Below are 25814 nucleotides of genomic sequence, written 5' to 3'. Positions count from 1 at the left end.
CCATTTTTGTTTGAGCGAACCACAAGAGAGGTCGTTTGCATGAGTCAAGAAAGCAGCCAAAAATTTTTGGGGCGTACCCGCGCACCGCGCGTTCAGATCGAATACGACGTCGAGGTATCCGGCGCGCAAAAGAAAGTGAATCTTCCGTTCGTCATGGGCGTCATGGCCGAGCTGTCCGGCCAATCGACGTTGCCGCAGCCGCCCGTGGCCGAGCGGCAGTTTCTCGAGATCGATAGCGAGAACTTCGACGAGCGTTTGAAAGCGATGAAGCCGCGGGTCGCCGCGATGATTCCGAACACGCTGACGGGCGAGGGGCGGATCGGCATCGACCTCACGTTCGAATCGATGGACGACTTTTCGCCTGCCGCGCTCGCGCGCCGTGTCGAGCCGCTGCGGCGTTTGCTCGAAGCGCGGGGGCATCTCGCGAACCTGCTGACCTACATGGACGGCAAGGTCGATGCCGAAGCGCTCGTCGCGCAGGTGTTGGCCGACCCCGCGTTGATGCGCACGCTAAGCGCCAACCCGAGCGCCGGCGCGAGCGGCGAGACGGATACGCCCGGCGCTTGCGCCGGTACCGATGCGCAGCCCGGCGCTTAATTCACGCATTGAGGACACATCACTATGTCAGAGGTCAGCCCCGCAACGCAGATGCAACCGGCCACAGCGGGCCGCGGCGTGATCACGGAGCCGGTCGAAAGCGACGATTTCGGCGCATTGCTGCATAAGGCATTCAAGCCCAGGACGGACGATGCCCAGGAGGCGGTCACGCAGGCCGTGCGCACGCTCGCCGAGCAAGCGCTCGTCGATACGGCATGCATCTCGCCCGACGTGACGAGCACGGTCGAGGCGCTGGTTGCCGCCATCGATCGCAAGCTGACCGAGCAGATCAACGAGATCCTGCATTGTCAGGCGTTTCAGCGTCTCGAAGGCGCGTGGCGCGGTCTGCATTATCTCGTCAACAACACGGAGACCGATGAGCAGTTGAAGCTGCGCGTCATGAATATTTCGAAGGGCGAACTCCATAAGACGCTGAAGAAATACAAGGGCTCCGCGTGGGACCAAAGCCCGCTCTTCAAAAAGCTGTACGAAGAGGAGTATGGGCAGTTCGGCGGTCATCCGTTCGGCGCGCTGGTGGCCGACTACTATTTCGACAACAGCGGCCCGGACGTCGATTTGCTCGCGCAGATGGCCAAGATCTGCGCGGCGGCGCATGCGCCGTTCATCGCCGGTGCATCGCCGGCCGTGATGCTGATGGAGTCGTGGCAAGAACTCGCCAATCCACGCGATATCGCCAAGCTATTTCAAACGCCGGAACACGCGGCATGGCGGGCGTTGCGGGCGTCGGACGATGCGCGCTATATCGGTCTCGCGCTGCCGCGCTTTCTGGCCCGCGCGCCATATGGCGCCGCCAGCAATCCCGTCGATGCGTTCGCGTTCGAGGAAGACACGTCCGCGGGCGACTCGAGCCGCTATACGTGGGCGAACGCGGCATACGCCATGGCGGCGAACGTCAATCGCTCGTTCAAGGACTACGGCTGGTGCTCGCGAATTCGCGGCGTGGAATCGGGCGGGGCCGTGCAAAATCTGCCCGTGCACGTCTTTCCCACCGACGACGGCGGAATGGACGCCAAGTGCCCGACCGAGATCGGCATCAGCGATCGCCGTGAAGCGGAGCTCTCGAAGGCGGGTTTTTTGCCGCTCGTGCATATGAAGCACTCGGGCATGGCCGCGTTCATCGGCGCCCAGTCGCTACACAAGAGCGCCGAGTACGACGACCCCGAGGCGACGGCGAACGCGATGCTGGCGGCGCGCTTGCCCTACCTGTTTGCTTGTAGCCGGTTCGCGCATTACTTGAAGTGCATCGCGCGCGACAAGATCGGGTCGTTCAAAAGCAAGGACGACATGCAGCGGTGGCTGTATCAGTGGGTCATGACCTATGTCGACGGCATGCCGAGTCACTCTTCCGAGGCGACCAAAGCCTCGAAGCCGCTGGCCGACGCTTCGGTCGTCGTCGAAGAAGTGCCGGGAAGCCCCGGTTACTACACCTCGCGCTTCTATCTGAAGCCGCACTATCAACTCGAGGGGCTGACCGTATCGCTGCGCCTCGTGAGCAAGCTGCCGGTCGTCGGCGGACAGTGAAGTTTCGCGCAAGTGTGCGGACCCGCCGCTTCATGAGCGTCTAGCGAATGCGGCGCGGGAAGTTATGAAACATATAAAGGAGTGCTAATGAATTACGACAATATCGTCAAGACGATGAAGATGACCGGCATCGACGGCGAATCGCAAGTGGACGGCGCCAGCAACGAGATGGACGTGCTCAGTTTCTCGTTCGATGCGGCCATTCCCATGGAGGGGCGCGGGCCGGGCCTGTCCGGAAGCGGCGCCGCCTATGTGTCGCCGGTCAGCGTCACCAAGATGATCTGCGGATCGACGCCGAAAATCGAGGCGCAGTTCTACAGCGGCAAGCCGATCGCGACGGTGACGTTGAAGGACTATAAGGCCGACGGTGAAAACACGCCGAAACCGTTCGTCGTCGTCACGCTGACCAACGCTCGCATCCACACGTACCAGGCGGAAGGAACGAGCGAGCATTTGGATCTGACGTTCGAGAAGATCGAGCGCGAGTACTTCTCGCAAAACACGGCGACGGGCGCGCTCGTGTCGAAGGGCAAGACGGGCTTCGACATCTTGACGAAGAAGGTGTCGTAGACCAACGGCGATAGGCGGCGTTGGTCTATGTCCGGCGCCGCCGTTTCTATCCGCGATGGCTCCGCATTTGCACTGCTTCGATTTCACATGACAGAACTCACGAGTCGAGACCGCTTGCAGCCGGCGCTGCTCGACCGGCTATCCGATGACGCGCCGCATGAGCGCATCGAGCCGCGCGAGCGGCGCGTGATGTCGGCGAAGCAATTGCGCGCGAGCGTGCTGCGCGACCTTTCGAGCTTGCTCAACGCACACGCGTTGTATGGCTGCGCGTCGCTCGCGGCTCATCCGCTGGCGGCGGCGTCGGTACTCAATTACGGGTTGCGCGACGTGACGGGAACGGTGCGCTCGAGTTTGAACGTCCCCGCGCTAGGGCGCGATATCGAGCAGACGATCACGCGCTTCGAGCCGCGCATCGTCGCCGGAACGTTGCGCGTGGAGCCGGTCGAGCGCGATGAAACGGCGGCGGCCACCTCCGTCGCGTTCCTCGTGCAAGCCGATCTGTGGGCGCAACCCTATCCCGAGCGCCTTTACTTCAAGACGGAACTCGATTTGGAGTGCGGGCAGGCGCGCATTATCGAAGGCATGGACTCGGGCGCAGCGGGGGGCAAGCCATGAACGAGACCTTGCTCGCGTACTACGAGGAGGAATTGCGCCACTTGCGCGAGGTCGGCGGGGAATTCGCGCAGGCGTTTCCGAAGGTGGCGCAGCGCTTGGGGCTCGATGCGTTCGAGTGCGCCGATCCCTACGTCGAGCGGCTGCTCGAAGGTTTCAGCTTTTTGGCGGCGCGGGTCCGGATGCGGATGGACGCGCAGTTCCCGCGATTCACGCAGCATCTCGCTGAGATGATCTATCCGGGATTGCTTGCGCCGACGCCCTCGATGGCCGTCGTGCAAATCGAACCCGATCGCACGCATCCGGCGCTGGCGCGGGCCATCGCGGTGCCGCGGGGCACGGCTTTGTCGAGCCAGCTCGATCGCGATGGCACCACGCGATGCGAATACCGTACCGCGCACGCATTGACGCTCTTGCCGCTGCGGCTGGCGCAGGCGGGCTATCGCGGCTTCGATTGCCTGCCGTCCGGCTGGGCGCCCCGGCTCGACAGCGCGCCGAAGGCGGTGTTGACGTTGCGGTTCGAGTGGGGGCCTTCCGCACGGGACGCACGGGGCGCGCTCGATCGTTTGCCGCTTTATTTGCGCGGCAGCGAAGGTGTGGCCGAATTGCTGCATACGCGGATGACCGGGCATTGTTTGGCCGGGTGCTTGCGGCTCGGCGAAGGCTCGGGAGTCCGATATGTCCCGCTGCCGTCGCGCTGTGTGCAACCGAAAGGCTTCGAGGATTCAGAGGCGCTCTTGCCCGTGTCGAGCGCCGCTTATCGTGGATGCCGCTTGCTGCGGGAGTACTTCGCGTTTGCGCAGCGATTCGCGTTCGTCGAGCTGATCGGGTTACGGCAATGGGCCGCCGCGATGGAACCGGGCGGCGAGGCCGGCATGGCGGCGTTCGACGTCGTATTGCTGCTCGATACGTTCGACGCGGCATTGCAAAACAGCATCGACGCGGCGAGCTTCGCGCTGCATTGCACGCCTGCCATCAACTTGTTTGCGCGGCGCGCGGACCGCATCGCGCTCGACGATCGCCGGTTCGAGCACCACGTCGTCGTCGATCGTACCCGGCCGCTCGATTTCGAGGTTTTCGCCATCGAAGGGATCGACGGGTACGCGCCGGGGGGCGCCGCTACCCGGCGATTCGCACCGCTTTATCGAGCGGGCGATCCAGGCGAGTGCGCGGTTGCGCCCGGTTACTTCCAAATGCGGCGCGCGCCGCGCTTGTTGTCGGCGAGCGAGCGCATGCGCGGCGGGCGTTCCCGGTATGCCGGAAGCGAGGTGTTCGTGGCGCTCGTGACACCGAGCGAGGCGCCGTATGCAGCCGATTTGCAGCAATTGGGCGCGGACGTACTGTGCACGAATCGCGACTTGCCGCTGTCGATGCCGGTGGGTCTCGGCACGACCGACTTCACGGGCGGCGGTCAATTGCAGGCGGTGCAGTCGGTGCGCTGTTTGGCCGGGCCCACGATCCCGCGGCCGGCACTCGCGGAGCCTACGAATTTATGGCGCCTGCTGGACATGCTCTCGACGAGCCGGTTGCCGCTTGTTGCGAGCGCGAACGAATGGGCCGGTGCCGCGACGCAGCCGGCTGCCCACGATGCGCGCGCGTTGCGTCGATGGCTCGCCGCGCTATGTCCCGCCGACGACGCGGCGGGAAGACATCAGATCTCCCTGTTGCGTCACGCGAGCGCGAAGACGATCACGCGGCGTCTGCCGTTGCCGGGGCCGATCAGCTACGGACGAGGACTCGAGATCACCTTGACGTTCGACGATGCCGCGCCGGTGAGCGCGCCCGCTTCGCTGCTCGGCGCCGTGCTGGCCGCGGCGTTGGCCGAATACATGCCGATCAATCAATTCGCGGAGACGGTCGTGTGCGCGCCCGCGCGGGGAATGGTGACCCGGTATCCGGCGAAGGCGGGGCGATGCGAGATCCTCTGATGCTGGCCGAGCAGTTGGGCCGGTGTGCCGGGCAATTCCAAGCGTGTCAGGTTTTGCGGCTCATCGAGTGCGCGCACCCGGAGCACGCGCGCCTGGGCCGCGAAGGGAAGGCGGCTCACGAGCCCGTTCGCCTCGGGCACGACCCGCATTTGCGCTTCGGTTCGGCGCAGGTGACGTCCTATGAGCCGGCCGAAGGCGGCGGTCGCGCTCGCCTTGCGTTGGATTTCGGGCTGCTCGGGCCCGATGGGCCGATGCCGCTCTATCTCACCGAACATGCTCGGGCCCGCTCGCTTCATCGGCAAGACCGCACGTTCGAGCGCTTCCTCGATGTGTTCCAGCACCGGATGTCGAGTTTGATGTACCGCGCCTGGGCGGATGGCCAACCGGTGGTCGGCTTGGATCGCGCCGGCGGCGACCGGTTCGCGGCGTACGTCAGCAGTGTATGCGGCCTCGGGCAGGTGGGTCCGGATGCCGATGCCGATGCTAATGCCGATGCGTCGGTCCACCGCGACGCGCGGCTCGGTGCGGCCGGTTTGCTGGGAGACCGCCGCCGCCATGCCTGCGGTCTCGCGGCGTTGCTCGTGGACGAGTTCGGCGTAGCGGTGCGGATCGAGCCTTTCATCGGGCAATGGCTGTCGCTGCCCGATACGGCGGGTGTGCGGCTCGGCGCACGCAATCGCGGGACGTTGGGCGCCGGGTACGTGCTGGGGCGCCGCGTGTGGGACCGGCAGTACAAGTTTCGAATCGTCGCGGGCCCGTTGGACGCGCGGCAATACGAGCGGCTGCAGCCCGGTACGCCTCGGTTGCGCCGTATGGCGCAATGGGTGCGCGTATATGCGGGGCCGATGCTGGAGTTCGAATTCGAGCTCAGGCTCGCGCCCGATGCCGCGCCGGCTATGCGACTCGGTGCGGGGAGCCGGCTTGGGCGGCATACGTGGCTCGGTTCGGCGCGGGCGGGAGCGGCGCGCGGCGCATTGCGCGTTCGCGGCGAGCGCGCGCTATTTGGATTACAGATCGAGGAACGAACTTCATGACTGAATTGAGCCGTGCCGCACTGTTTGGCCGATTGGGCTCGCTGGCCTATCGCGCCGTCGAAAGCGGTACCGCCTTGGCGAAGGCGCATGGCCACGCGCGCGTGGAATTGGCCCACTGGATGTTGCAAATCATCCGGCGCGACGATTCGGATCTGCGGCGGGCCGCGTCGTTCTTCGATATCGACATCGGCGTGCCGGCCGGGCAATTGGAGCGTTCGCTCGAGCGATTGCCGCGCCACGCCGGACAGACGATCGACTTGTCGACCGACGTGCTGGAGACAGCGGAGCGCGGCTTCGTCTACGCGTCGCTGAAGTACGGGGCCCAGCAAGTACGCACCGGACACTTGCTGATCGGCATCGCCGGCACGCCTTCCTTGCGGCGCGTGCTGACGGCTTGCGCGCCGGCGCTTGCTCGTTTCGACGAGGGCGCGTGGGCGCGCGCGTTCGAGCACGTCGCGGCGGATTCGCCGGAGGCGGCAGCCGGCGCGCACGAAGCGGTTTCGGAAAAGTCCGTCGATGCCCTGGCGCGCTATAGCGTGGATCTCACCGCGCTTGCTCGAGAGGGCAAGCTCGATGTGGTCATCGGGCGGCACGAGGAGATTCGGCAAGTGATCGACATCTTGCTGCGGCGCCGCCAAAACAATCCGCTGTTGACGGGCGATGCCGGGGTCGGCAAGACCGCGATCGTCGAAGGTCTCGCGCAGCGTATCGTCGCGGGCGAGGTGCCCGAAGCGCTGCGCGGCGTTTCGCTGCGCGCGCTCGACGTGGGTTTGCTTCAAGCCGGCGCCAGCGCGAAAGGCGAATTCGAAGCGCGCTTGCGGCAGCTCGTCGATGAGGTGCAGGCGGCGCAACCGCCCGTGATTTTATTCATCGACGAGGCGCATACGCTCGTCGGCGCGGGCGGCACCGCGGGAACCGGCGACGCGGCCAATTTGCTCAAGCCCGCGTTGGCACGCGGCGCGTTGCGCACGATCGCCGCCACGACTTGGGCCGAATACAAGCGTCACATCGAAAAGGATCCGGCGCTCACGCGACGCTTCCAGCCGGTGTCGGTCGCCGAACCCGACGAAGCGCGCGCGCTCGCGATGTTGCGCGCCGTCGTGCCTGCCATGGAAGCGCACCATGGGGTGCTGGTGCTCGAGGACGCATTGCGTGCCGCGGTGGCGCTCAGTCATCGTTACATCAACGATCGGCAATTGCCGGACAAGGCGGTGAGCTTGCTCGATACCGTCTGTGCGCGCGTCGCGGCCAGCCGCGATGCCGTGCCGCCGCCCCTCGATCGCGCGCGCGAGCAGGCGGCGACGCTTGCGGCCGAGCACCGTGGCGCCTTGCGCGAGCAGGCGCTGGGACGCGGCGAGACGGCGCGCGTGCAGGAGACCGAGCAAGCGCTTGCGGTCCAGCGCGAGCAAATCGCCGCGCTCGAGCAGCGCTGGCGTGAGCAAGCGCGCCAGGTCGCCGACGTGTTGTCGATGCGCGCGGCGCTCACGGATGCCGCGCTCGGCGATACCGGCGATGCCGGCCATTCGGGCCATTCGGGCGATGCGCTCGATATCCGCCGCGTCGAGCTCGGGCGCCTCGAGGGTGCACTTCGCGAGCAGCAAGGAGAAACGCCGCTCGTCGTGGCGAACGTCGATCGGCAAGCCGTCGCCTCGGTGGTCCAGGATTGGACGGGCATTCCCGTGCGCCGCATGCTGCGCGACGAAGTCGATACGGTGCTCGGCCTCGCGGCGCGTCTCGATGCGAGGATCGTCGGCCAGGCGCACGCCACGCAGCAGATCGCGCGCCGAGTGCGAACCGCGCGCGCCGGCTTGCAGCGGCCCGGGCGCCCGCTCGGGGTCTTCTTGCTCGCGGGGCCGTCGGGCGTCGGCAAGACGGAAACGGCGCAGGCGCTGGCCGAAGCCATGTACGCGGGCGAGCGCAACCTGATCACGTTCAACATGAGCGAGTATCGGGAGCCGCATACCGTCTCGACGTTGAAAGGCGCGCCGCCGGGCTACGTCGGCTACGGCGAGGGCGGAGCGTTGACCGATGCCGTGCGCCGCACGCCCTATTGCGTGGTGCTGCTCGACGAAATCGAAAAAGCGCACCGCGACGTCCATGCGTTGTTTTACCAAGTCTTCGACAAGGGCTGGATGGAGGACGGGGAGGGTCGCGTCGTCGATTTTCGAAACACGTTGATTCTGCTGACGACGAACCTCGGCGACGACTGTATCGCGCGAGCGTGGCTAAACGCTCGCGGGGAGGCCGCCGCCGCGCTCGACGCGCTGCGCGCGCCACTGCGGGAAGCGCTGCTCACCGTGTTCCCGGCGGCGCTGCTGGCACGGATGACGACGATTCCGTACTTGCCGCTCTCGGACGACGCGATGCACTCGATCGTGCGGACGCAACTGGACGACGTGAGCGCGCGCGTGCACGCGGAGCACGGCACGACGCTCGCCTACGACGAAGCGGTGGTGACCGCGATCGCCGGCCGATGCGCCGAGCGCGCAAGCGGGGCCCGCCTCGTCGACGCGTCGATCGCCGAGGCCGTCTTGCCCGAGATCGGTCAGGCGTTGCTGTGCCCGCGCGCCGAACACGTAGTGCCCGCGCGGATGTCGCTGTTCGCCCTGCACGGCGAATTCGGCTGCCGCATCGAGCCTTGATGCCACCCGGCGAAGGAGTCACGGATGCCGCAACCCGTTGTCGCCGGTGCCGAGCTGACCTGCTCGTTCGGCGCCGCGCCCACCGCGCTCATCGTCCTTCCCAAAGCCCGCGTATTCATCGAACAGCGCCCGGCCGCGACGATCATGGATCACCTGCCGCTCATCAATATCCCGACGTTCGGTTTATGTACTTCGCCGGCGAATCCCGCCGTCGCGGCTGCGACCGCGGCGGCGATGGGCGTGCTCACGCCGGCGCCGTGCGTCCCGCTCACCGAAGCGCCGTGGTTGCCCGGCGCCCCGACCGTGTTGATCGGCGGTGTGCCGGCACTCGATAACGTGAGCGTTTGCGTCTGCGCGTCCGGCGGGTGCATCAATGTCGCATTGGCGGGCACCGTCCATACGGTGGTGCCCTAGCATGCGCGGGCGAGGTATTCGATGACGGCTCCACTTCAGGCGGCGCGCGCGGCGCGGGTCAAGACCGCGTTGGACGGCGACACGCTCGTGCTGTCGACGGCGAGTGGCTTCGACGCGCTCTCGCGCCCTTTCGAGTTGTGCACGGTCTTAGTCAGTGAGCGAGCGGATTTGCGCGCGGACGCCTTGCTTGGCACACGGCTATCCCTACTTTTGGATACGGCCGAGGGCGTTCGCGAATTGAACGGCATCGTCGCGAGTTTTTCGATCGTCGAGCCCGGCGCCGACGTGGGCCGGCGCGCACTCTTTCGCTACGAAGCGATTGTTCGGCCGACGTTGTGGTTGCTCACGCGCGGCAGGCATTGCCGGTTTTTTCACGCGCGGTCGGTGCTCGAGATCGTGGAATCGGTGTTGGCCGACTACCACGTCGATTACAGAAACGCATGTACCGCACGCTATCCGAAGCTCGATCATTGCGCGCAGTACAACGAGAGCGACTTCGACTTCGTGAGCCGCCTGCTCGAGCGCGATGGGATCTATTACTACTTCGAGCACGAAAGCGGCCGCGATCGTCTCGTGCTGGCCGACACGCCGAGCGCGCCGATGCGCGGCTGCGCGATCCCGTTCGCCGAGGTGCGGATCGATGCATGGCCGCTCGCCGAATCGGTCTATCGGTGGCGATTCGAGCAGCAGCTAACGACGGGCACGGCCGAGCTGACCGCCTTCGACTTCGACAATGCGAAGGCGAGCGCGCAACAACAGGCGCTCGTCGCGCGGGCATCGGCCGATACGGGCGAGCGGCACTACGTGGCGGCCGAGTACGAGACGCACTACGTCACGCAAGACGACGGGCGCCGCCTGGCGCAAGCGCGCATCGATGCCTTGCAGACGGCAAGCGCCTGCGCAACGGGCGCGTCCACGGCCCGAGCGCTGGCGCCGGGGCGGCGCTTTACGCTGACGGGCCACCCGCGCGCGGATCAAAACGACGACTACCTCGTCGTGGAAGCGCATTACCGCATCCAGGCCGGCGATTACGTGCCCGGCGCTCGCGCCGCGACGCGCGAGGAGCCCGTGTTCCATTGCACGTTCAAGGCGTTGCCGAGCCGCTATCCATTCCGGCCGGCGCGTACGACGCCTCGCCCGCATGCCGGTGCGCAGAGCGCGTGGGTGCTCGCCCCCGATGGCGACGAGATGGCCACGCAGCGGCACGGTTGCGTCAAGGTGCAGTTTCACTGGGAGCAACTGGACCCGCCTTCGGCCGGCGAGCGCCTTCATCGCTGCTGGGTGCGCGTCGCCCAGGGATGGGCCGGGCGCAATTGGGGGATGGTCTTCATGCCGCGCGCGGGCCAGGAGGTCATCGTCGATTTCATCGACGGAGACCCCGATCGCCCTGTGCTCGTCGGTTCGCTCTACAACAGCGCCAATCCGCCTCCCTATGCGCTGCCCGCGCACGAGTCGATGTCGGCGATACGCAGTGCCTCGCTGGCGGGCGACGGCGAGCGAAACGAGCTGCGTTTCGACGACAAAAACCTGCAGCTTCTGCTGTACACGGGCGGACGCGCCGACAGCTACGTCAAGCGCAATTCGCTGAGTTGGGTGGGCGAGGATGCGCATGCGATCGTCGAGGGCAAGCAATTCGTCAAGGTTGGCGCGCAGGACTTCACGATCGAGGACGGTCAGCGCGTGAAGGTTGGGGCGAGCGCGTCGCTGTCCGCGGGCGTCGATATCGTCCAGGCGGCGGGCGTCAACTACTGTGTACGCGGGGAGATCGTTCACATCGAAGGCGGCGCGAGCGTGGTGATCGAAGCGTCGGCGATGCTGACGCTCAAGTGCGGCGGCAGCTTCATCACGATCACGCCCGCGGGCGTGCAAGTGAGCGGTCCGATCGTCGCGTTGAACAGCGGCGGCGCCGCGGGTTCGGCGCCGGGTGGGTCGGTTCAGGCGCCGAGCTCGCCGAAAAAGGCCGACGACGGCTCGGGTGCGCGATGAGGCGCGCCCGCATCTCGGGGAAATGAATGATTTGCAACGATAGGGTCGTGTGGTCCGAGGGGATGTTGCTGCAGCAACAGCATTTGCAACAGCACGATCGATACTTGCACTGGCTGATCGGCGCGCGCTGCGCGCCGAGGGGGGCGCACGGGTGGGGTTGCTCGGTGCTCGAGCTCGATCACGCGCAACTGACGCTGGGTAAGCTGGCGTTGCGCGCGTGCGAAGGGATCATGCCCGACGGGACGCCGTTTTCGCTGCCCGATCACGGCGACTTGCCGTTGCCGATCGATGTGCCCGAAAGCAGGCGCGGGGCCGTCGTGGTGTTGGCGCTCGCGCTGGCCAGGCCGGGTGTGCCGGAAGTCGAGGAAGACCTGGGCACAGCCGAGGCGGGAGTGGGCGGCGAATCGTATGCCCGTTACCGGCGCGCCGACTATACGGTCGTAGATTGCCATACACGTTACGGCGAGAGCGCGCTCGTTCAGGTCGCTCGCGTGCGCATGCGTCTGGCTTTCGCGGATGAGATCGGCGACGCGTTCGCGAGCATCGGCGTCGCTCGGATCGTCGAGCGGCGCGCCGATCATCGGCTCGTTCTCGATACCGCTTATATCCCGTCTTGCCTCGACTATCGCGTGGCCCCTTCGTTGTCCGCCTTCGTCGACGAACTAGTCGGGCTGTTGCGCCAGCGTGCGCACATGCTTTCGGCGCGTCTTGCTCAGCCCGGTATCGGGGCCGTGGCCGAGTTGGCCGACTTTTTGTTGCTGCAACTCATCCATCGCTTCGAGCCGCTCCTCGCGCATTGGGCCCAAAGCGCGGGCGTTCACCCGGAGGCGCTCTACTGTGCATTGCTTCCACTCGCCGGCGAGCTATCGGGGCTGACGCGCGGCGGCGTGCGGCAAGCCGAACGCGGTCCGTACCGGCACGATGCGCTCGACGCCACCTTCGCGCCGCTCGTCGAAACGGTGCGCGAGGCGTTGAGCCATGCGATGAATCCGCAAGCGGTCGCCATCGGGCTCGACGCCAGGCCGTTCGGCCTGCACGTGGCGCGTGTCGCGGACTCGACGCTATTCGGCAGCAGCGGCTTCGTGCTGACGGCACGCGCGGACATGGCAGCCGACACGCTCGCCGCCGCATTACCGCAGCACCTGAAACTCGGGCCCCTAGAGTCGATCGACGACCTCGTGAATTTGCAGTTGCCCGGCATCGGCTTGCGTCTTTTGCCGGCCGCGCCGCGCCAATTGCCGTTTCACGCGCAGCAATGTTATTTCGCGCTCGACGCAACCGATCCGTTGTGGCCGCAATTGGCGTCGTCCGGCGCGCTCGCGATGCATGTTGCCGGCACGTTGCCGGGATTGGAACTACAGCTATGGGCGATCCGGCAATGACCCACGAGCGCGGCGATCCGGTCGCGCCGGCGTCGATGCGGATGCGCGGCGAGAACAATGCACTGCTCGCGGCGGCGCGTCCGCTGCTCGAGTTGGCGTGCACGCTGCGCCTGCGTCAATTCGAGGAGCCGCTCGAGCCGCTACGCGAGCGATTGCGCACGATGGTCGATGCGTTCGACGAAACGCTCGCGGCTCAGCCGATGAACGAGCGCGGGCGGACCGCGGCGCGCTACTGCTTGTGTACGTTCGTCGACGAGATCGTCGCCTCGATGCCGTCCGGCGGTGGCGGGGCGTGGGCGAGCCGTAGTTTGCTGATGTCGTTTCATGGGGAGACGTCGGGCGGCGAACGCTTCTTCGTCTTGGTGAAAGAGTTGTCTCGCGACGCGAATACGCATCTCGACGTATTGGAGCTGATCTACGTGATGCTTGCGCTAGGTATGGAGGGGCGCTACCGCCTCCTCGAAGGCGGCGCCGCGCAACTGGAGTCGATGCGCGCCGATTTGCGGCGGCTGCTCCTTGCCGAACGCGGCATGCCGCCGGCTTGGCCGGGGACGGTGATCGGGCGCGAGCACGGTTGGCGTGGCGGCGGCCGATGGCGATGGTACGGGGCCGCGATCGCGCTGTCGCTCACGGGCTTGGTGTCGCTCACGGTGTTGCTCGATGCGCGCTTGCACGCGCAAGCGTTGCCGGTTATCGCTACGTTGGCGGACGTGACAGTGAAGCCCGCGGCACCGGCACCTGCCGGCCCGCCCGGGTCCGGCGCGAGCGCTGCAAACGGGCTCGCGGACACGTTGACGCGGCGTTTGGCGATCGATCTGTCGGACGGGCGCATCGCGCTCGACGCCTCCACGGCGCGTACCGTGCTGACGCTCGGCAGCGATGCGCTATTCGCCCCGGGCAGCGCGCGAGTGCTGCCGGGCCGCGTGACGTTGCTACAGCGTGTCGGCACGGCGCTGCGCGGCGTCGACGCGCGAATCGTCGTCACCGGGCACACCGACGACACGGCGCCTTCGCGCGGCAGACCGTCCAATTGGCAGCTCTCGCTCGCCCGCGCGACCGAAGTCGTGAACCTTTTGCGCGAACGAGCCGGTGCACCCGAACGTTTCCTCGCGCAAGGGCGCGGGGCATCGGAGGCGGTCGTATCGAACGATACGCCGTCGCATAGAGCGCGCAATCGGCGGGTCGTCATCACGTTGATCGCGGACGGGGCGGCGTTATGACCGTGCGGCTGACGCCTTGCCATTCACGTTCCCGAGGCTGCCAACTATGTTAGGAATACTAAGCGGTGCATTGATACTCGCGGTCTTGATCTGCGTGGCCCTTCGCTACGTCGTGCGGTTTGCGCGCGGCGTGCGCATCGTTCGGCGCAAACCCGGCAGGACGCATCCGGCTCCTAGCCGGCGCGCGCGCGAACGGCCGGCACGCCGCGCACCGGAGGAGAGCCGGCCGCGCCTCGAAGTGAACGCGCTCGTTGCGGCAGCCGTGCGTTGGGCGCGAGCGGGAGGGCCGGCATGGCGCTTGGGCAGACATAGCGTCCATCGGCTGCCCTGGTATCTCGTGGTGGGCGAGCGCGGTGCGGGCAAATCGACGCTCTCGCGGGCGTTCGGCCAGCGTGCCGAAGATCGCGCCTCGCGTGGCTCGGCGGCCTGCGACGAGGGACTCTTGCGCGGCTGGTTCGGCAAGGAAGCCGTCATGTTCGAGGCGACCCTCGGTCAGCCCGACAGCCAAGCTAGTTGGCATGCGTTGATAGGGCAGTTGCGGCGCGTGCGCCGAGCGTGTCCGGCGAACGGTATCGTCGTTGCCGTGCCGGTGCGGCAATTGATCGACCGGGACGATGCGTCGCGCACCCGCTTTGCCGATGATGTGCGCGCGTCCATCGGCGCCTGTCATCGTCTATGGAAACGCCGGGTGCCTGTTTATGTGCTCGTGACGCAATGCGATCGCTTGACAGGCTTCGAATCGTTCGCCGGAGACGGGGCGGATCGGGCGTACGCGAGCCCACTGGGGCTCGTCTTTCCGCTCGGGGCGCATACGAGCTGCGACGCTTGGATCGCCGGCTTCGCGCACGGGTTCGAAGCCTTGGCGCGAGGGGTTCGCGCGCAGGTCGTCGCGCGCATGCCGGTCCGCGCCGATGCGTGGCGTGCCGCGATGACCTTCGGTTTTCCCCAGGCGTTCGAGGCATTGGCCGCGCCTTTGAGCGAGTTCCTGCGCGATGCCTTCGAAGCGTCGCCGGGAGCCGCGGAAACGCCCCTGCTGCGCGGCGTGCATTTCTGCGCCGTCCCGAGGACGACCGTGGCGGTGACGTCTCCCGTGCCGCTTGCATTGCCGCCGGCGCCGGGCCCCGAGCGCGCGTGCTTCGTGGACGGTTTTTTTCGACAGACGCTATTTGGCGAGCGGGCGCTCGTGCGCTCGCGGCATGCGCTGCCGCATCGGCGCATCGTAGCGGCCCGCGTGGCCGCGGCGGCGTGCGCCGTACTGGTCGTGTGCGCGGCCGCCGGGTTGGTGTCCGCTTATCGGCGCGACGCCGTGGCGGTGGCCGCCACGGCGTCGCCGGCCGCGGCGCTCGTCGGTGCCGCTCGCACCGGCGTCGATCCGCGGTCGCCGCGCGCGATGCTGCCACTCATCGAGCAGGCGCGCGGCCTGCCTTGCGGCAAGGCTTGGCAAGCACCGGACGGAGCGTGGCTCGCCGGCCTCGGCCTGGTGCGCGAGGTGCGGTTGGAAGCCGCGTGCAGGGCCGCATACGCCACCGTGTTGCGCGAAACGGTGCAGCCATACATCGTCGAGCGAATGAGGGCTGCCCTGCGTGACACCAGCCAGACGCCGTCCGAGCAATTCGAGACACTGCGCGCCTATTCGATGCTCGGCGACCGCTCGCACTACGACGAGGCTACGGTGCTCGCCTGGATCGCCGCCGATGCACGGCGTGCGGCGCTGCTGCCCGCCGAGCGGGCAGCATGGCTCGCGCACTGCGCGGCTTGGGCCGGCGCCGCGAAACTTGCGTCGGGCCTGCCGCTCGACGGTGAACTGATTGGCGAAGTGCGTGCGCGGCTGGGCGAGCAACCGCGCGCGCAGCGTCTGTTCGACAGCCTAATGCCTGCTCTTCGCGCGGCCGTGCCGGAGCCGTTGTCGGTGGCGGAGATGGCGGGCCCGACGGCGGCACTGGTCTTTTACCGAAAGAGCGGGGCGCGGCTCAGCGACGGCGTGCCGGGTGCCTATACGTTGGCTGGCTTGCAACGCTACTTCGGCGCGCGCGACGCGGCGCTCGCTCGGGCGCGGCACGACGAGTGGGTGCTCGGGCGGCCGGGCTTGCCGCCGGCCGGGCCGGGCGAGTTGGCCTCGAGCGTCGATCGACTGTATTTCGAGGGGTACGTACAGGCTTGGGAAGCGGTCATCGATGACGTCGGGTTGCGGCCGCTGCCTCGCTCCGGCGATGCCGCGGCGCGCGTCTCGCTACTGGCAGGGCCCGATTCGCCGTTGCGGACGTTGCTCGCGCGCGCGGCGAAAGAAACGACGACGGTGGGCGTCGGTCCCGGGCGGGGACCGGGACCGAATGCGCCTGAGCGCGGGCCGGACAGCGCCGGTACCTTCGGGCGCAAAGTCCGCCAATGGTTGGGCGGTAGCGCGACGACGAAGGCTGCCGGCGAGCGGGTGGCCCAGGGCGAGCCGACGCGAGGCACGATCGTGGACGATCGTTTCGCGGCTTTGCATCGGCTCGTCGCCGCCTCGGACACAAGCGGCGGCAACGCGCTCGGCGAGGTGCAGGCGCAGCTCAAAGAAGTGGCCGTCTATTTGCGCGCGGCCGACGCCGCGCGCGCGAGCGGTTTGCCCGCGCCCGGCGACGACGTGCTCGATTCGCTAACGCAACGCGCGGCGGCATTGCCCGAACCGCTGGGCTCTATGCTCGGCTCGCTTGCGCGCGAGGGGACGAATTCGGCGCGGTCAGCGGCCAGAAGCCGCATCGACGAGCGTTGGCGCGCCGAGGCGGGGTCGTTTTGCCATGCGGCCGTCGACGGTCGATATCCGTTCTCTCCGAACGGCGACGATGAAATCACGCCCGACGATTTCACGCGGCTCTTTGCCTCCGGCGGGTTGCTCGATGCGTTTTTCCAAACGTATTTGAAACCGTACGCCGATACCTCGGCCACGCCCTGGGTATGGCGGCCGCGGGCCGCGCCGCCCGGCATGCCGATTGCCGCGCTGCGCGAATTCGAGCGCGCGGCCCGCATCCGCGAGGCGTTTTTCTCGGGCGACGGCAAGACGATGAACGTGCGTTTCACCTTGACGCCGCGCGGCATGGACGCCGGTTTGACGCGCTTCGTCCTCGCCGGCGGCGTGCAAGCGTTGGACTACGCGCACGAGGCACCGCGCGCGACGTCCTTCACGTGGCCCGATGGCGCCGGGGGGCGCACGGCGCGTATCGAGTTTGCGCCTGCGAGCGCGGACGGCGGCCACGGCTTCGAGACGCATGGCGCGTGGGCGCTCCTGCGCTTGCTGGATCTCGGCCGGCTCGAGGCGCGTACGGCCGACCGCTTCGTCTTGACCTACGATCTGGACGGAAAGCGCGTCACGCTCGATCTGGCCGCATCGAGCGTCGTCAATCCGTTCGCCGCTTCCGCGTTGTCCTCGTTTCGCTGTCCGTCCGGCTTTTAGCGTGACGTGCGTCTATGTGGAACCTTCGTTGCCCGACCGGTTACTCAACGCATTCTGTTCTGATCGGCCGGGCTTATGAAGGGCATTTCCACGGCGGCGGCATGGGCGCCGATTCGTTGGCTGCGGCAAGCGTCGAGCGGCCGTCCCGCACTGTGGCTCGCCAGGCTCGGCGCGCGCGGCGACGCGGTGGCGGCGATCCTGATCGCGCTCGTGATGGCGATGATGATCGTGCCGCTGCCCGCGTTCTTCATCGACGCGCTGATCGCCGTCAATATCGCCGCCGCGGTGCTGCTGATCGCGCTGGCGCTCTACATGCCGAGCGCTGTCTCGTTCTCGAGCTTTCCGGTCGTGCTCTTGCTGACGACGCTGTTTCGGCTCGGCATCGAAGTCAGCACGAGCCGCTCGATACTGCTGCACGCGGATGCCGGCGATATCGTCGACACGTTCGGCCGTTTCGTCGCGGGCGACGATCTTCTCGTCGGCTTGATCATTTTTTCGATCATCGCGATCGTCCAGTTTCTCGTGGTGACCAAGGGCGCTGAACGCGTGGCCGAGGTGGGGGCGCGCTTCACGCTCGACGCGATACCAGGGCGCCAAATGGCGATCGATGCCGATTTGCGTGCAGGCTTCACGCGTCCCGAGACGGCGCAATACCTTCGCGAAGAACTGGCGCGCGAGAGCCGGATGCACGGCGCGATGGACGGCGCCATGCGATTCGTCAAAGGCGACGCCATCGCGGGCCTGGCGATCGTCGTCGTCAATTTAACGGCCGGTGTGGCCATCGGGATGGCGCGGCACGGGCTCGCATTCGATGAAGCGCTCGAACGGTATTCGATTCTGACCATCGGCAACGCATTGATCGCGCAAATCCCGGCGCTGTTGATCGCCATCGCCGCGGCCGTCTTGATTACGCGTGGCGGCGACGATTCGGCCTCGGCGGCGTCGACGGTCGGTGGTCAGATCGCGCGGCAGTTGATCGGCGCGCCGGCGGCTTGGATGCTCGCCTCGTTCGTCATGGCCGTGTTCGCGGTCGTGCCGGGCATGCCATGGCACGTGTTCTTCTTGCTGTCGGTCGCGATGGCCCTGGCCGGCGTGACCCGCTTGCGGCGCGAGGCGAAAGCGCGGTCGCGTTCGCACCCGCCGGCGATGCCTCCCGATCCGACGATCGTCCCGGACGACGTGGACGTGCGGCAGATCGTGCCGTTACGGCCTATCGTCGTATCGTTCTCCTCGCGTAGCGCCGATACCGAAGCCGATGTCGCCGCGCAACGGTTCGATACGTTGACGCGTGCGATTCGGCGCGTGCGCAACGAACTCGTGTTGCGCTATGGCATGACGGTGCCCGTCATCGAGATCGATCGGCTCGCTCGGCTGGACGCGAACGCGTATGAGATCGCCATTCACGAGGTGGTGGTGGCCGTGGGATCGCTGCATTGGGACGCGCTGTGCGTGGAGGCGCCCGACGATATCGGCGCGGCCGGGGTCCCGCAGTCGTTTCCGTTGATCGAGGGAGCGGCGTGGATCGAGCGGGATCGATTGCCGCCCGAGGGCCGCGCAGGGCCCGACGCCATCGGCTATTTTTCCTTGCTGATACGACGACTCTTGCAACGGCATGCGGGACGCTTCGTCGGTATTCATGAAGCGCAGCTCGTGTTCAATTGGCTGCAGCGCGAAATGCCGGCGACAGCCAAGGAACTGGCTCAAGCGCTGACGCTGCCGCGCTTCGCGCAGGTCATGAAACTGCTCGTGCTCGAACGCGTGTCGTTGAGAAACGTGCGCGAGATCGCGGAGACGCTCGTCGTATGGGCCCCGCGCGAACAAGAAGCGATCGCGCTCGCGGAGCATGTTCGCATCGCGCTGGGCGCACAGATCTGCGACGAGTTCGCGCGCGACGGCGTCTTATTCGCATGCTTGCTCGAGCGAGCGTTGGAGGCACGGCTGCGCGATGCGTTGCAGGAAGGCCCGCTCGGCGCGACGCTGGCGATCGAGCAGCGTCTGATGGAGGACCTCGTTCGCCAGATTCGCGAGCTGCGACGGGAGCACGCGGCGGCGCTGGTCTTGCTGACCGCGCAGGCGTTACGACGGCCATTGCGCCAATTGCTCGACGATGAACTGGCGGACACGCATGTGCTGTCGTATGCCGAGCTCGCATCGACGCAGCGTGTGCACGTGCTGGGCAGTCTGTCGCTGCCCACGGCCCCGGAGGCCGCCGCGGAGCCTGTTTGCGAGGGGTGAGAGGCCCCGGTGTGTCAATCGGTGTCGAACGCGACGTCGTCGATATCGATCGGCGTATTGGGCCGCTCGCTCAGCGCTTCGATCTCTTCGACGATGCGAAAGACGATCGCCACCGCTTTGTAGCATTCGTCCGGAACGGCAGCTTGAAGTTCGCCGCGACGATAAAGGTGTCGTGCGAGTTTTCGAAAGCGAAAAACCACCACGCGCTCGAGCAATGCTTCGTTTGTCATGCGGATGGCGTGCTCGTCCGTCGCTTTGGCGATGATCGCCGGCGGGTCGGCCTCGTTGCCGCCATAGTCCAGCAGCACGGCCACGTGTTCCGGGTTCGTGACGAGCGCGCGCCTACCGTGTTGGCGGCGCGTGGGCGGCGCGGCCGCAAATACCGCCTCCGTGAACGAGGCGCGTTGGCGCGCACGCATGCTCGGATCCCCCGACGTTTGCTTCGATTCGTCCTTGAGGTCGCGATGGGTCATACGCAGCTCGCGCCGGTGTTGACGTTTGGCTAGCACGAGCGACGCCACGGCCGGGATCAGCAGCGCCGCCAGCAACGCTCTGACGAAGCCGTGCAGCGCGGCCGCGCCGGCGCGCAGATCGAACGAGATGCTCTGCCGATCGATCATCGCTTCGATGAGCGGGAGCCTCGCGCGCAAGAGCGCATAGGCTAGCGTGCCGACGAGACCGGCCGAGGCCAGCGCGAGCACGATGGCGGTTAGGTTTTTGGCACCGAAGAGTCCTTTGATGTGACGCACGGCGTTCAAGCGCTTGAACGACGGCTTGATGGCCTTGGGGGCGATGGTGAGGCCGCCGCCGACCCAAGCGGAAATCACGGCGGCGGCGAGCGAGATCAGCGCGAATAGGCCGATGAAGGCGGCGATCATGCCGATACCGTAGGGCAAAAGACGCAGACAGGACCGGAGGCGATCGGGCTCGCCCATCGCCGCAATCGCCGCGGCTTGCAAGGCGAGCCAGCGATCGATGCCGACGTCGAGCAGAGCGAATGCCGCTTCCGTTGCGAGTAGGCACCCGGCGAAGCCGGTGAAGATGTCGCTGCGTGCGACCTGGCCCTCGGCGCGCGCGTCGCGCAGGCGCTTATCGGTAGGCGGCAGCGGTTTTTCGCTCACCGCGCGTCCTCCGCGCCCGCGCCGTCGCGCGGACCGTGATCCTGACCCGCCGCCGTCTCGCGCAACACCCGGCGCACCTCCAGCCCTGACTCGCTCACCAGGCCCTGGGCCGCGCTCAGCAGGCGAGGCAGCGTTATGGCGATCAGTAGGATCAAGACGACGCTTTTGAACGGCAAAGCCGCGACGTACGCGGGGAACTTCGCATTGACGCGCGAGAGCAACGCGAAGCAAGCCTCGATCGCGCCGAGTGCCAGCAGGTACGGCGCGGCGAGCGTCAGCGCGAATCGCATCGTCGCGACCAGTAGCGCGCCGAATGGGGGCCAGGCGTGCGGGCCGAGGGCGGGAAGTCCCGCGAGGGCGGGCCATAGCAGATAGCTCGACGAGACGATCTCGATGACCGCATCGAGCCCGCCGCTATAGATGAGAAAGACGATGAGCGCTTGCTGCAGGATCCCTCCGAGGACCGACGCATCGACCGAGATCGACGGATCGAGGGCTTGCGGGTTGCCGCCGCGCTGGTAATCGAGGTAAGTCCCCGCCGCCTCGATTGCCCAGAACGGAACGGCGACGAGGCTGGCGACGATGACGCCCAGGACCGCTTCCTTCACCGCCAGTATCAGCCACTGCGAGGCAGGCAGCGGTGCATGCGCGAGGACGGCGGCGACGCCCGATGCCGCCGGCAGCGCGAGCGCGAGTACGACCGTTGCGCGGGCGACTCCGCTCAGTGCGCGGCCCGGAAAGACCGGGACCAGCAAGACGGTGGGAAGCCATCGCATCGAACACAGGGCGAGCGCGGCCACGAACGGCAACGCCGATTCGATCGCACCGGTCACGGGTAAGCTCGTCAAGGCCGTGCGACGCTCGCCAGTTCGAACGCCCGGTCGATCAAACTCAGAAGCTCGGCACCGGCAGCACGGCTCGTGATGGCCACCGCGGCGCCGACCACGAGCAATTTGACCGCGAAGGGCAGCGTCTGATCTTGGATCTGAAAGACCGACAAGACGAGCGAGACGGCGATGCCCGCGCAGCCGGCGGCCAGCGACAGCACGATCGAAACCTCGAACGCGAAGAGCAGCGCGTGCTGCAGCAAGATCAGCGAATCGGGCATGGTCTCACCCGTGATACGAGAGCACGAGCGCGTGGACGAGCTTGCCCCATCCGTCCGCTAGCACGAACAACAGCAGCTTGATCGGCAACGCGACGATCATCGGCGGCACCATTTGCATTCCCATGGCGAGCAGGACGTTCGAGACGAGAATATCGATGACCACGAACGGGATGAAGAGCAGCAGCCCGATCTCGAACGCCGATTGAAGCTCCGATACGACGAACGCGGGCACCGCGATGCTCCAATCGTCCGCTCGTGCCGAGCGCTGGGCAGGTTCCGGCCAGGTTTGCCGCGCCATCTCCATGAAGCGTTCGCGTTCCCGTGGGCGCCCATTGCGAAGGACGAACTGCTTGAGCGGCTCGACGACCGCTAGCGCCGCGTCGATCTGCGACGCGCCCGATGCCGGGAGTTGCTTCACGGCGTTCGCTTGAGCCATGCAGGCCGAGAGGGTCGGCGCCATGACGAACAGCGTCGCGACGAGCGCGATGGCATTTAGGGCGAGCATGGTCGGCGCTTGTTGCACACCGAGCGCGTTACGAACCAACACGAGAACGATCGACAGTTTCAGGTACGACGTGGTGGCGATCGCGATCAGCGGCAACAGCGAGAGCAGTCCAAGTAGCGCGAGCAGGGCAAATGGATTGTGCTCGAGGATCATGGTGTCTCGGCGGGCGGGCGGGGATGAGGCCACCGCGTGATTTCGACGGCGAGCCGCCCGTCGAGCTCGACGAGTTCGCCCGAGCCGATCGGCTGACCATTGGCTTCGACGACGACCTCCGGCGGGACGCGCTCGCGCAACCGGAGCAGCGAGCCTGGGCGCACGGCGGCGAGTTCGCCGACCGTCAACCTGAGGGTGCCGAGCAAGAACGAAAGCCGGATCGGAACGGCGGCCGGGTCGATCGATGAAAACGGTGCGCTCGCATCGGCGGCGGCTTCTCGCGCTTCTTCGTGCGCTGGGGGGGGAGCGTGCGTCATATCTTCGACTTCGAAACAATGGTGAGAGTCGAGCCAGCGAAGCCGCAGGCGGTGGGAGGCGACCGGTAACGTCGCGCGGCCTGCGACGTCGAACGCGCTGGCCGTCAAGCGAACGACGTCGCCGCGTGCGAGGCCTTCGAATGCGGCGAGGGGCAGAATCGAGTCGCCGACGCGCAGACTGATAAGCGCGTCGAGGGAGAGGGTCCAGGCGGGCGCTTCGACGGCGACGGCAACGGGTGCCCATGGCGCGCTGTCGAGTAGCGCGAGTAGGCCGCTCGCCGTCATCTCCAGCCCCATCGACAGCCGAATGGATGGCAAGCGCAGCTGGAGCGCAAGCGCCAGTGTCGGCTCGGAAGCGAGCTTCGGTGCCTGAGCGTGGCCGACAGTCGGGTCGCCGAGCGCGGTCCGAATCGCGGGTGGCAACGCCGCGAACGCGAAGCGTGCGAGCGCGGTCTGCGCGGGCGGTGACTCAGCGTGTTCGATGTCCACCCCTGTACAAGCGAGAAGCATCGGGCCGTATCCGTATGCCATGACGGGACCGAACCGAGTCGAGAGCCGCAGGCCCGGCTCGGTGTCGTTGAAGCCTTCGCTGATGACCAACTGCGCCGTGGCGCCGTCAGCGAGGAGGCATCGCGCGTGGTGGGCTAGCGCCAGGCGATGCCGCGCGTGGCCGAACGCGTCGACGCGCCGCAGCGGGACGGGCTTGCCGCCCGAGCGCGTCACGGACGCGACGCCCGGTTCATGGTGTTCCGTCATGGGCGACTTCGACTTGCGTGGCTTGGCCCAAGACGCGCGTGAGCCTGAGCTCGAGGCGATACTTGCTCATCGTCAGCAGGGCGTAGCCGCCCTGCGTGGCGCAGCTCAGCCGAACCGCTAGATGCGCGGTGCGATGGGCGACCGTCATTCGGACGCGGCCGAGCCCCGGCATGGCGAGCGTCGTGCGATACATCGTGCCGATCGGGATGTCGCTTTGGCGGGATCCGGCCGGCGTCCGGATTGCTGCCGCGCACGCGATCGCGGCGCGGTACACCCAATCGACAGTCGATGGTTCGCTGGATCCGGGCGGCGGCGAAGCCGGCGCGGCTGGGTGCGAAAGCGGCCATGCGGCGAGGTGCCGATGGCCGGGCGTCGTGGCGAGCGGCATCATATAAAGGAGAGGCCCCCGGCTTGCTCGAGGCGCTGGCGCAAGACGCGCAGCTTTTCGGCTTTGCGAACGCTTGCCCCGTACGTTCGTCGAGCCTCGACGAGGATGTCGCGTGCAGTCGCGGCGTCTTTCGCGCAGGCGTGCAGCGCTTCAGCCTGCTTTTTCAATTGACGCTCGCGTTCCGCCTGCATGGCGCGCGCGGCGAGAATATCTCGGCCCGAGATCCGGCTGCCCAGGTGGGACCGGTGCCAGTCGCCTTCGAGTTCGACTGCCGATTGTCTCGACTGTGCCCACTGCGCTTGGGCATTCGCGTGCTCGCGCGATAGACGGCGGAGGTCACGTTCGGCATGAGCAAGCGTGCGTTCGGCGCGCGCTCGACGGATGGCTGACACCGCCGCCAACGCGCGATAAGCCGGCGGTATGGGCGCCGCAGGCGGCTCTTCGACCGTCGGCCGGCGACGTTGACGATCGCGCGCGCCGGGGCGTTCATTCGCCGCGGACGCAAACATGGAGTTGCTCAAGCGTTTTCTCCCAAGGAGCGAGGGCGCCAAGGTCTTGTCTTATGAACTCGGCCAGTTTTGGGTAACGTGCGACGGCTTCGTCCGCGGCCGCGTCGTGGCCGGGCTCGTATTCGCCTAGCGCGATCAGCCATTCGAGTTCGCGGTGGCGCGCGAGCAGCATCCGTGCGCGCTCGGCGTCGCGACGGTGCGAGCCGCCCGCGACGGCGGGCATTAGACGACTAAGGCTTTCGACGATATCGATGGCGGGGAAAGCGCCGCGTTCGGCGAGCTTGCGCGATAGGACGATGTGCGCATCGAGGAGCGAGCGCGCCTCGTCGGCGATAGGATCGGCATGTTCGGTTTCGGTCAAGACGGTATAGATGCCGGTGACGGCACCGCCGGCTCGATTGCCGGCGCGCTCGATCAAGCGCGGCAACGCGCAATAGACCGAGGGCGGATATCCCAAACGGCCCGGCGGCTCGTTCGACGCAAGCCCGATTTCACGTTGGGCCCGCGCAAAGCGCGTGAGCGAGTCGATCAGCAACAGAACGTGATTGCCTCCGGTGCAAAAACCCTCCGCGATAGCCGTGGCCGTATGCGCGGCACGTGCACGCTCCATCGGCGGTGCATCGGAGGTCGCGCAGACCAGCACGGTACGGCGCATCAATTGCGGACCGAGTTCGCGTTCGATCAGTTCGTTCAATTCTCGCCCGCGTTCCCCGACGAGCCCCAGTACGATCACATCGGCCTCGATTCCGCGGGCGAAGGCGCCAAGTAACGTGCTCTTGCCGCAGCCGGGCCCGGCGAATAGACCCACGCGTTGGCCGCGTGCCAGCGTCAGCAGGGCATCGACGGCGCGTACCCCCGTGACGACATGGCGATCGATCGGCGGACGTTGCGTCGCGCACGGCGCAGCGGCGAGTACACGTACGGTTATCACGTCGTTCGACGATATCGACGATAGCGACGGGGATATGCCCGGCCGCTTGACGCGACCGTAGCCGTCGAGCACGGCGCCCAGCAGATGCCGGCCGACGCGCACGCAGTGAGGCTCCCCGAGCGCGCGGACCTGCGAATCGGACGCGACGCCGCCGGTTGGGCCAAGCGGCGCGAGCAAGGTGCGGTGCTCGTCGAACCCGATGACTTCGGCAAGGACTGGGTCTCCCGCCGTATTGGGGGCGAGTAGCTCGCACAAGTCGCCGATGGCGCAGTGCGGAAGGCGTGCGACGACGAGCATGGCGCCGACTTGCTCGATTTTGCCGAAGCAGGCGACGGCGTGCGCGCGACGGAGCCGCGCTTGCGCGCGAGCAGCCCATGTTGCGAGACGCTCACGTGTCTCGGCCATGGGCCAAGTGTTCGAAGCCGCGGCTGCGG

At 67.0% G+C, this 25814-nt stretch carries 21 protein-coding genes; 13 read left to right on the top strand and 8 right to left on the bottom strand.

The window, feature by feature from the left end; translation table 11 throughout:
* Positions 1–39: 39 nt before the first annotated feature.
* The 13 genes from tssB (at position 40) to C0Z18_RS10840 (ending at position 19592) form a co-directional block, all read left to right on the top strand.
* Positions 40–597 carry a type VI secretion system contractile sheath small subunit gene (tssB, locus tag C0Z18_RS10900; protein ID WP_102645422.1) on the top strand — a complete coding sequence of 186 codons (558 nt, stop codon included), beginning with the start codon at positions 40–42 and terminating at the stop codon, positions 595–597.
* 51 nt (positions 598–648) lie between these two features.
* Entirely contained in the window at positions 649–2139 is a 1491-nt protein-coding gene (tssC, locus tag C0Z18_RS10895) for a type VI secretion system contractile sheath large subunit (protein WP_233217276.1), read from the top strand.
* Between the two features lie 87 nt (positions 2140–2226).
* A complete protein-coding gene (locus C0Z18_RS10890; RefSeq protein ID WP_102645420.1) occupies positions 2227–2709 on the top strand; it encodes an Hcp family type VI secretion system effector in 483 nt (160 codons plus the stop codon).
* 87 nt (positions 2710–2796) lie between these two features.
* The gene (gene tssE, locus C0Z18_RS10885; RefSeq protein ID WP_102645419.1) at positions 2797–3324 is read left to right on the top strand and encodes a type VI secretion system baseplate subunit TssE; all 528 of its coding nucleotides are present in this window, start codon (positions 2797–2799) and stop codon (positions 3322–3324) included.
* Positions 3321–5249: a type VI secretion system baseplate subunit TssF gene (gene tssF / locus C0Z18_RS10880; protein WP_102645418.1), complete on the top strand. Its 1929-nt coding sequence runs from the start codon at positions 3321–3323 to the stop codon at positions 5247–5249. Before tssE ends, tssF begins: the two co-directional genes overlap by 4 nt.
* Positions 5234–6283, top strand: a complete 1050-nt coding sequence (gene tssG, locus C0Z18_RS10875) for a type VI secretion system baseplate subunit TssG (protein WP_146013991.1) — start codon at positions 5234–5236, stop codon at positions 6281–6283. The genes tssF and tssG overlap by 16 nt, the downstream gene beginning before the upstream one ends.
* Complete coding sequence (gene tssH / locus C0Z18_RS10870; protein WP_102645416.1) at positions 6280–8925, top strand: type VI secretion system ATPase TssH; 2646 nt, start codon at positions 6280–6282, stop codon at positions 8923–8925. Before tssG ends, tssH begins: the two co-directional genes overlap by 4 nt.
* A gap of 24 nt (positions 8926–8949) precedes the next feature.
* Positions 8950–9339 (top strand): DUF4280 domain-containing protein, encoded by a 390-nt coding sequence (locus tag C0Z18_RS10865; RefSeq protein WP_102645415.1) that lies wholly within the window; start codon positions 8950–8952, stop codon positions 9337–9339.
* 21 nt (positions 9340–9360) lie between these two features.
* Positions 9361–11325 (top strand): type VI secretion system Vgr family protein, encoded by a 1965-nt coding sequence (locus C0Z18_RS10860; RefSeq protein ID WP_102645414.1) that lies wholly within the window; start codon positions 9361–9363, stop codon positions 11323–11325.
* A gap of 26 nt (positions 11326–11351) precedes the next feature.
* Positions 11352–12707, top strand: coding sequence for a type VI secretion system baseplate subunit TssK (gene tssK, locus C0Z18_RS10855; protein ID WP_102645413.1), 1356 nt, complete (start codon positions 11352–11354; stop codon positions 12705–12707).
* On the top strand, positions 12689–13927 hold the full coding sequence (gene icmH, locus C0Z18_RS10850; protein ID WP_102645412.1) for a type IVB secretion system protein IcmH/DotU: 1239 nt from the start codon (positions 12689–12691) through the stop codon (positions 13925–13927). The genes tssK and icmH overlap by 19 nt, the downstream gene beginning before the upstream one ends.
* A 46-nt stretch (positions 13928–13973) precedes the next feature.
* Positions 13974–17357: a type VI secretion system membrane subunit TssM gene (tssM, locus tag C0Z18_RS10845; RefSeq protein WP_102645411.1), complete on the top strand. Its 3384-nt coding sequence runs from the start codon at positions 13974–13976 to the stop codon at positions 17355–17357.
* A 75-nt stretch (positions 17358–17432) separates the two neighbouring features.
* Complete coding sequence (locus C0Z18_RS10840) at positions 17433–19592, top strand: flagellar biosynthesis protein FlhA (RefSeq protein WP_102645410.1); 2160 nt, start codon at positions 17433–17435, stop codon at positions 19590–19592.
* Between the two features lie 14 nt (positions 19593–19606).
* Here C0Z18_RS10840 and C0Z18_RS10835 read toward each other — a convergent pair whose 3' ends face one another.
* The 8 genes from C0Z18_RS10835 to C0Z18_RS10800 all read right to left on the bottom strand — a co-directional run bounded on the left by C0Z18_RS10835 (position 19607) and on the right by C0Z18_RS10800 (position 25785).
* Entirely contained in the window at positions 19607–20713 is a 1107-nt protein-coding gene (locus tag C0Z18_RS10835; RefSeq protein ID WP_102645409.1) for an EscU/YscU/HrcU family type III secretion system export apparatus switch protein, read from the bottom strand.
* Positions 20710–21546, bottom strand: a complete 837-nt coding sequence (locus C0Z18_RS10830) for an EscT/YscT/HrcT family type III secretion system export apparatus protein (protein ID WP_146013990.1) — start codon at positions 21544–21546, stop codon at positions 20710–20712. Before C0Z18_RS10830 ends, C0Z18_RS10835 begins: the two co-directional genes overlap by 4 nt.
* 11 nt (positions 21547–21557) lie before the next feature.
* A complete protein-coding gene (locus C0Z18_RS10825; protein ID WP_102645407.1) occupies positions 21558–21821 on the bottom strand; it encodes an EscS/YscS/HrcS family type III secretion system export apparatus protein in 264 nt (87 codons plus the stop codon).
* A 4-nt stretch (positions 21822–21825) separates the two neighbouring features.
* Entirely contained in the window at positions 21826–22479 is a 654-nt protein-coding gene (sctR, locus tag C0Z18_RS10820; protein ID WP_102645406.1) for a type III secretion system export apparatus subunit SctR, read from the bottom strand.
* A complete protein-coding gene (sctQ, locus tag C0Z18_RS10815) occupies positions 22476–23552 on the bottom strand; it encodes a type III secretion system cytoplasmic ring protein SctQ (RefSeq protein WP_102645405.1) in 1077 nt (358 codons plus the stop codon). Before sctQ ends, sctR begins: the two co-directional genes overlap by 4 nt.
* On the bottom strand, positions 23536–23745 hold the full coding sequence (locus C0Z18_RS32685) for a hypothetical protein (protein WP_146013989.1): 210 nt from the start codon (positions 23743–23745) through the stop codon (positions 23536–23538). Before C0Z18_RS32685 ends, sctQ begins: the two co-directional genes overlap by 17 nt.
* Positions 23746–23939: 194 nt before the next feature.
* A complete protein-coding gene (locus C0Z18_RS10805) occupies positions 23940–24461 on the bottom strand; it encodes a hypothetical protein (protein WP_146013988.1) in 522 nt (173 codons plus the stop codon).
* Complete coding sequence (locus C0Z18_RS10800) at positions 24427–25785, bottom strand: FliI/YscN family ATPase (RefSeq protein WP_233217268.1); 1359 nt, start codon at positions 25783–25785, stop codon at positions 24427–24429. The genes C0Z18_RS10805 and C0Z18_RS10800 overlap by 35 nt, the downstream gene beginning before the upstream one ends.
* Positions 25786–25814 lie beyond the last annotated feature (29 nt).

It is taken from the genome of Trinickia dabaoshanensis (genome assembly GCF_002879885.1).
In the GTDB taxonomy this organism is placed as follows: Bacteria; Pseudomonadota; Gammaproteobacteria; order Burkholderiales; family Burkholderiaceae; genus Trinickia; species Trinickia dabaoshanensis.
The sequence above is the reverse complement of the archived record's forward strand: the minus strand, read 5'-3'. Positions and strand labels throughout refer to the sequence as shown.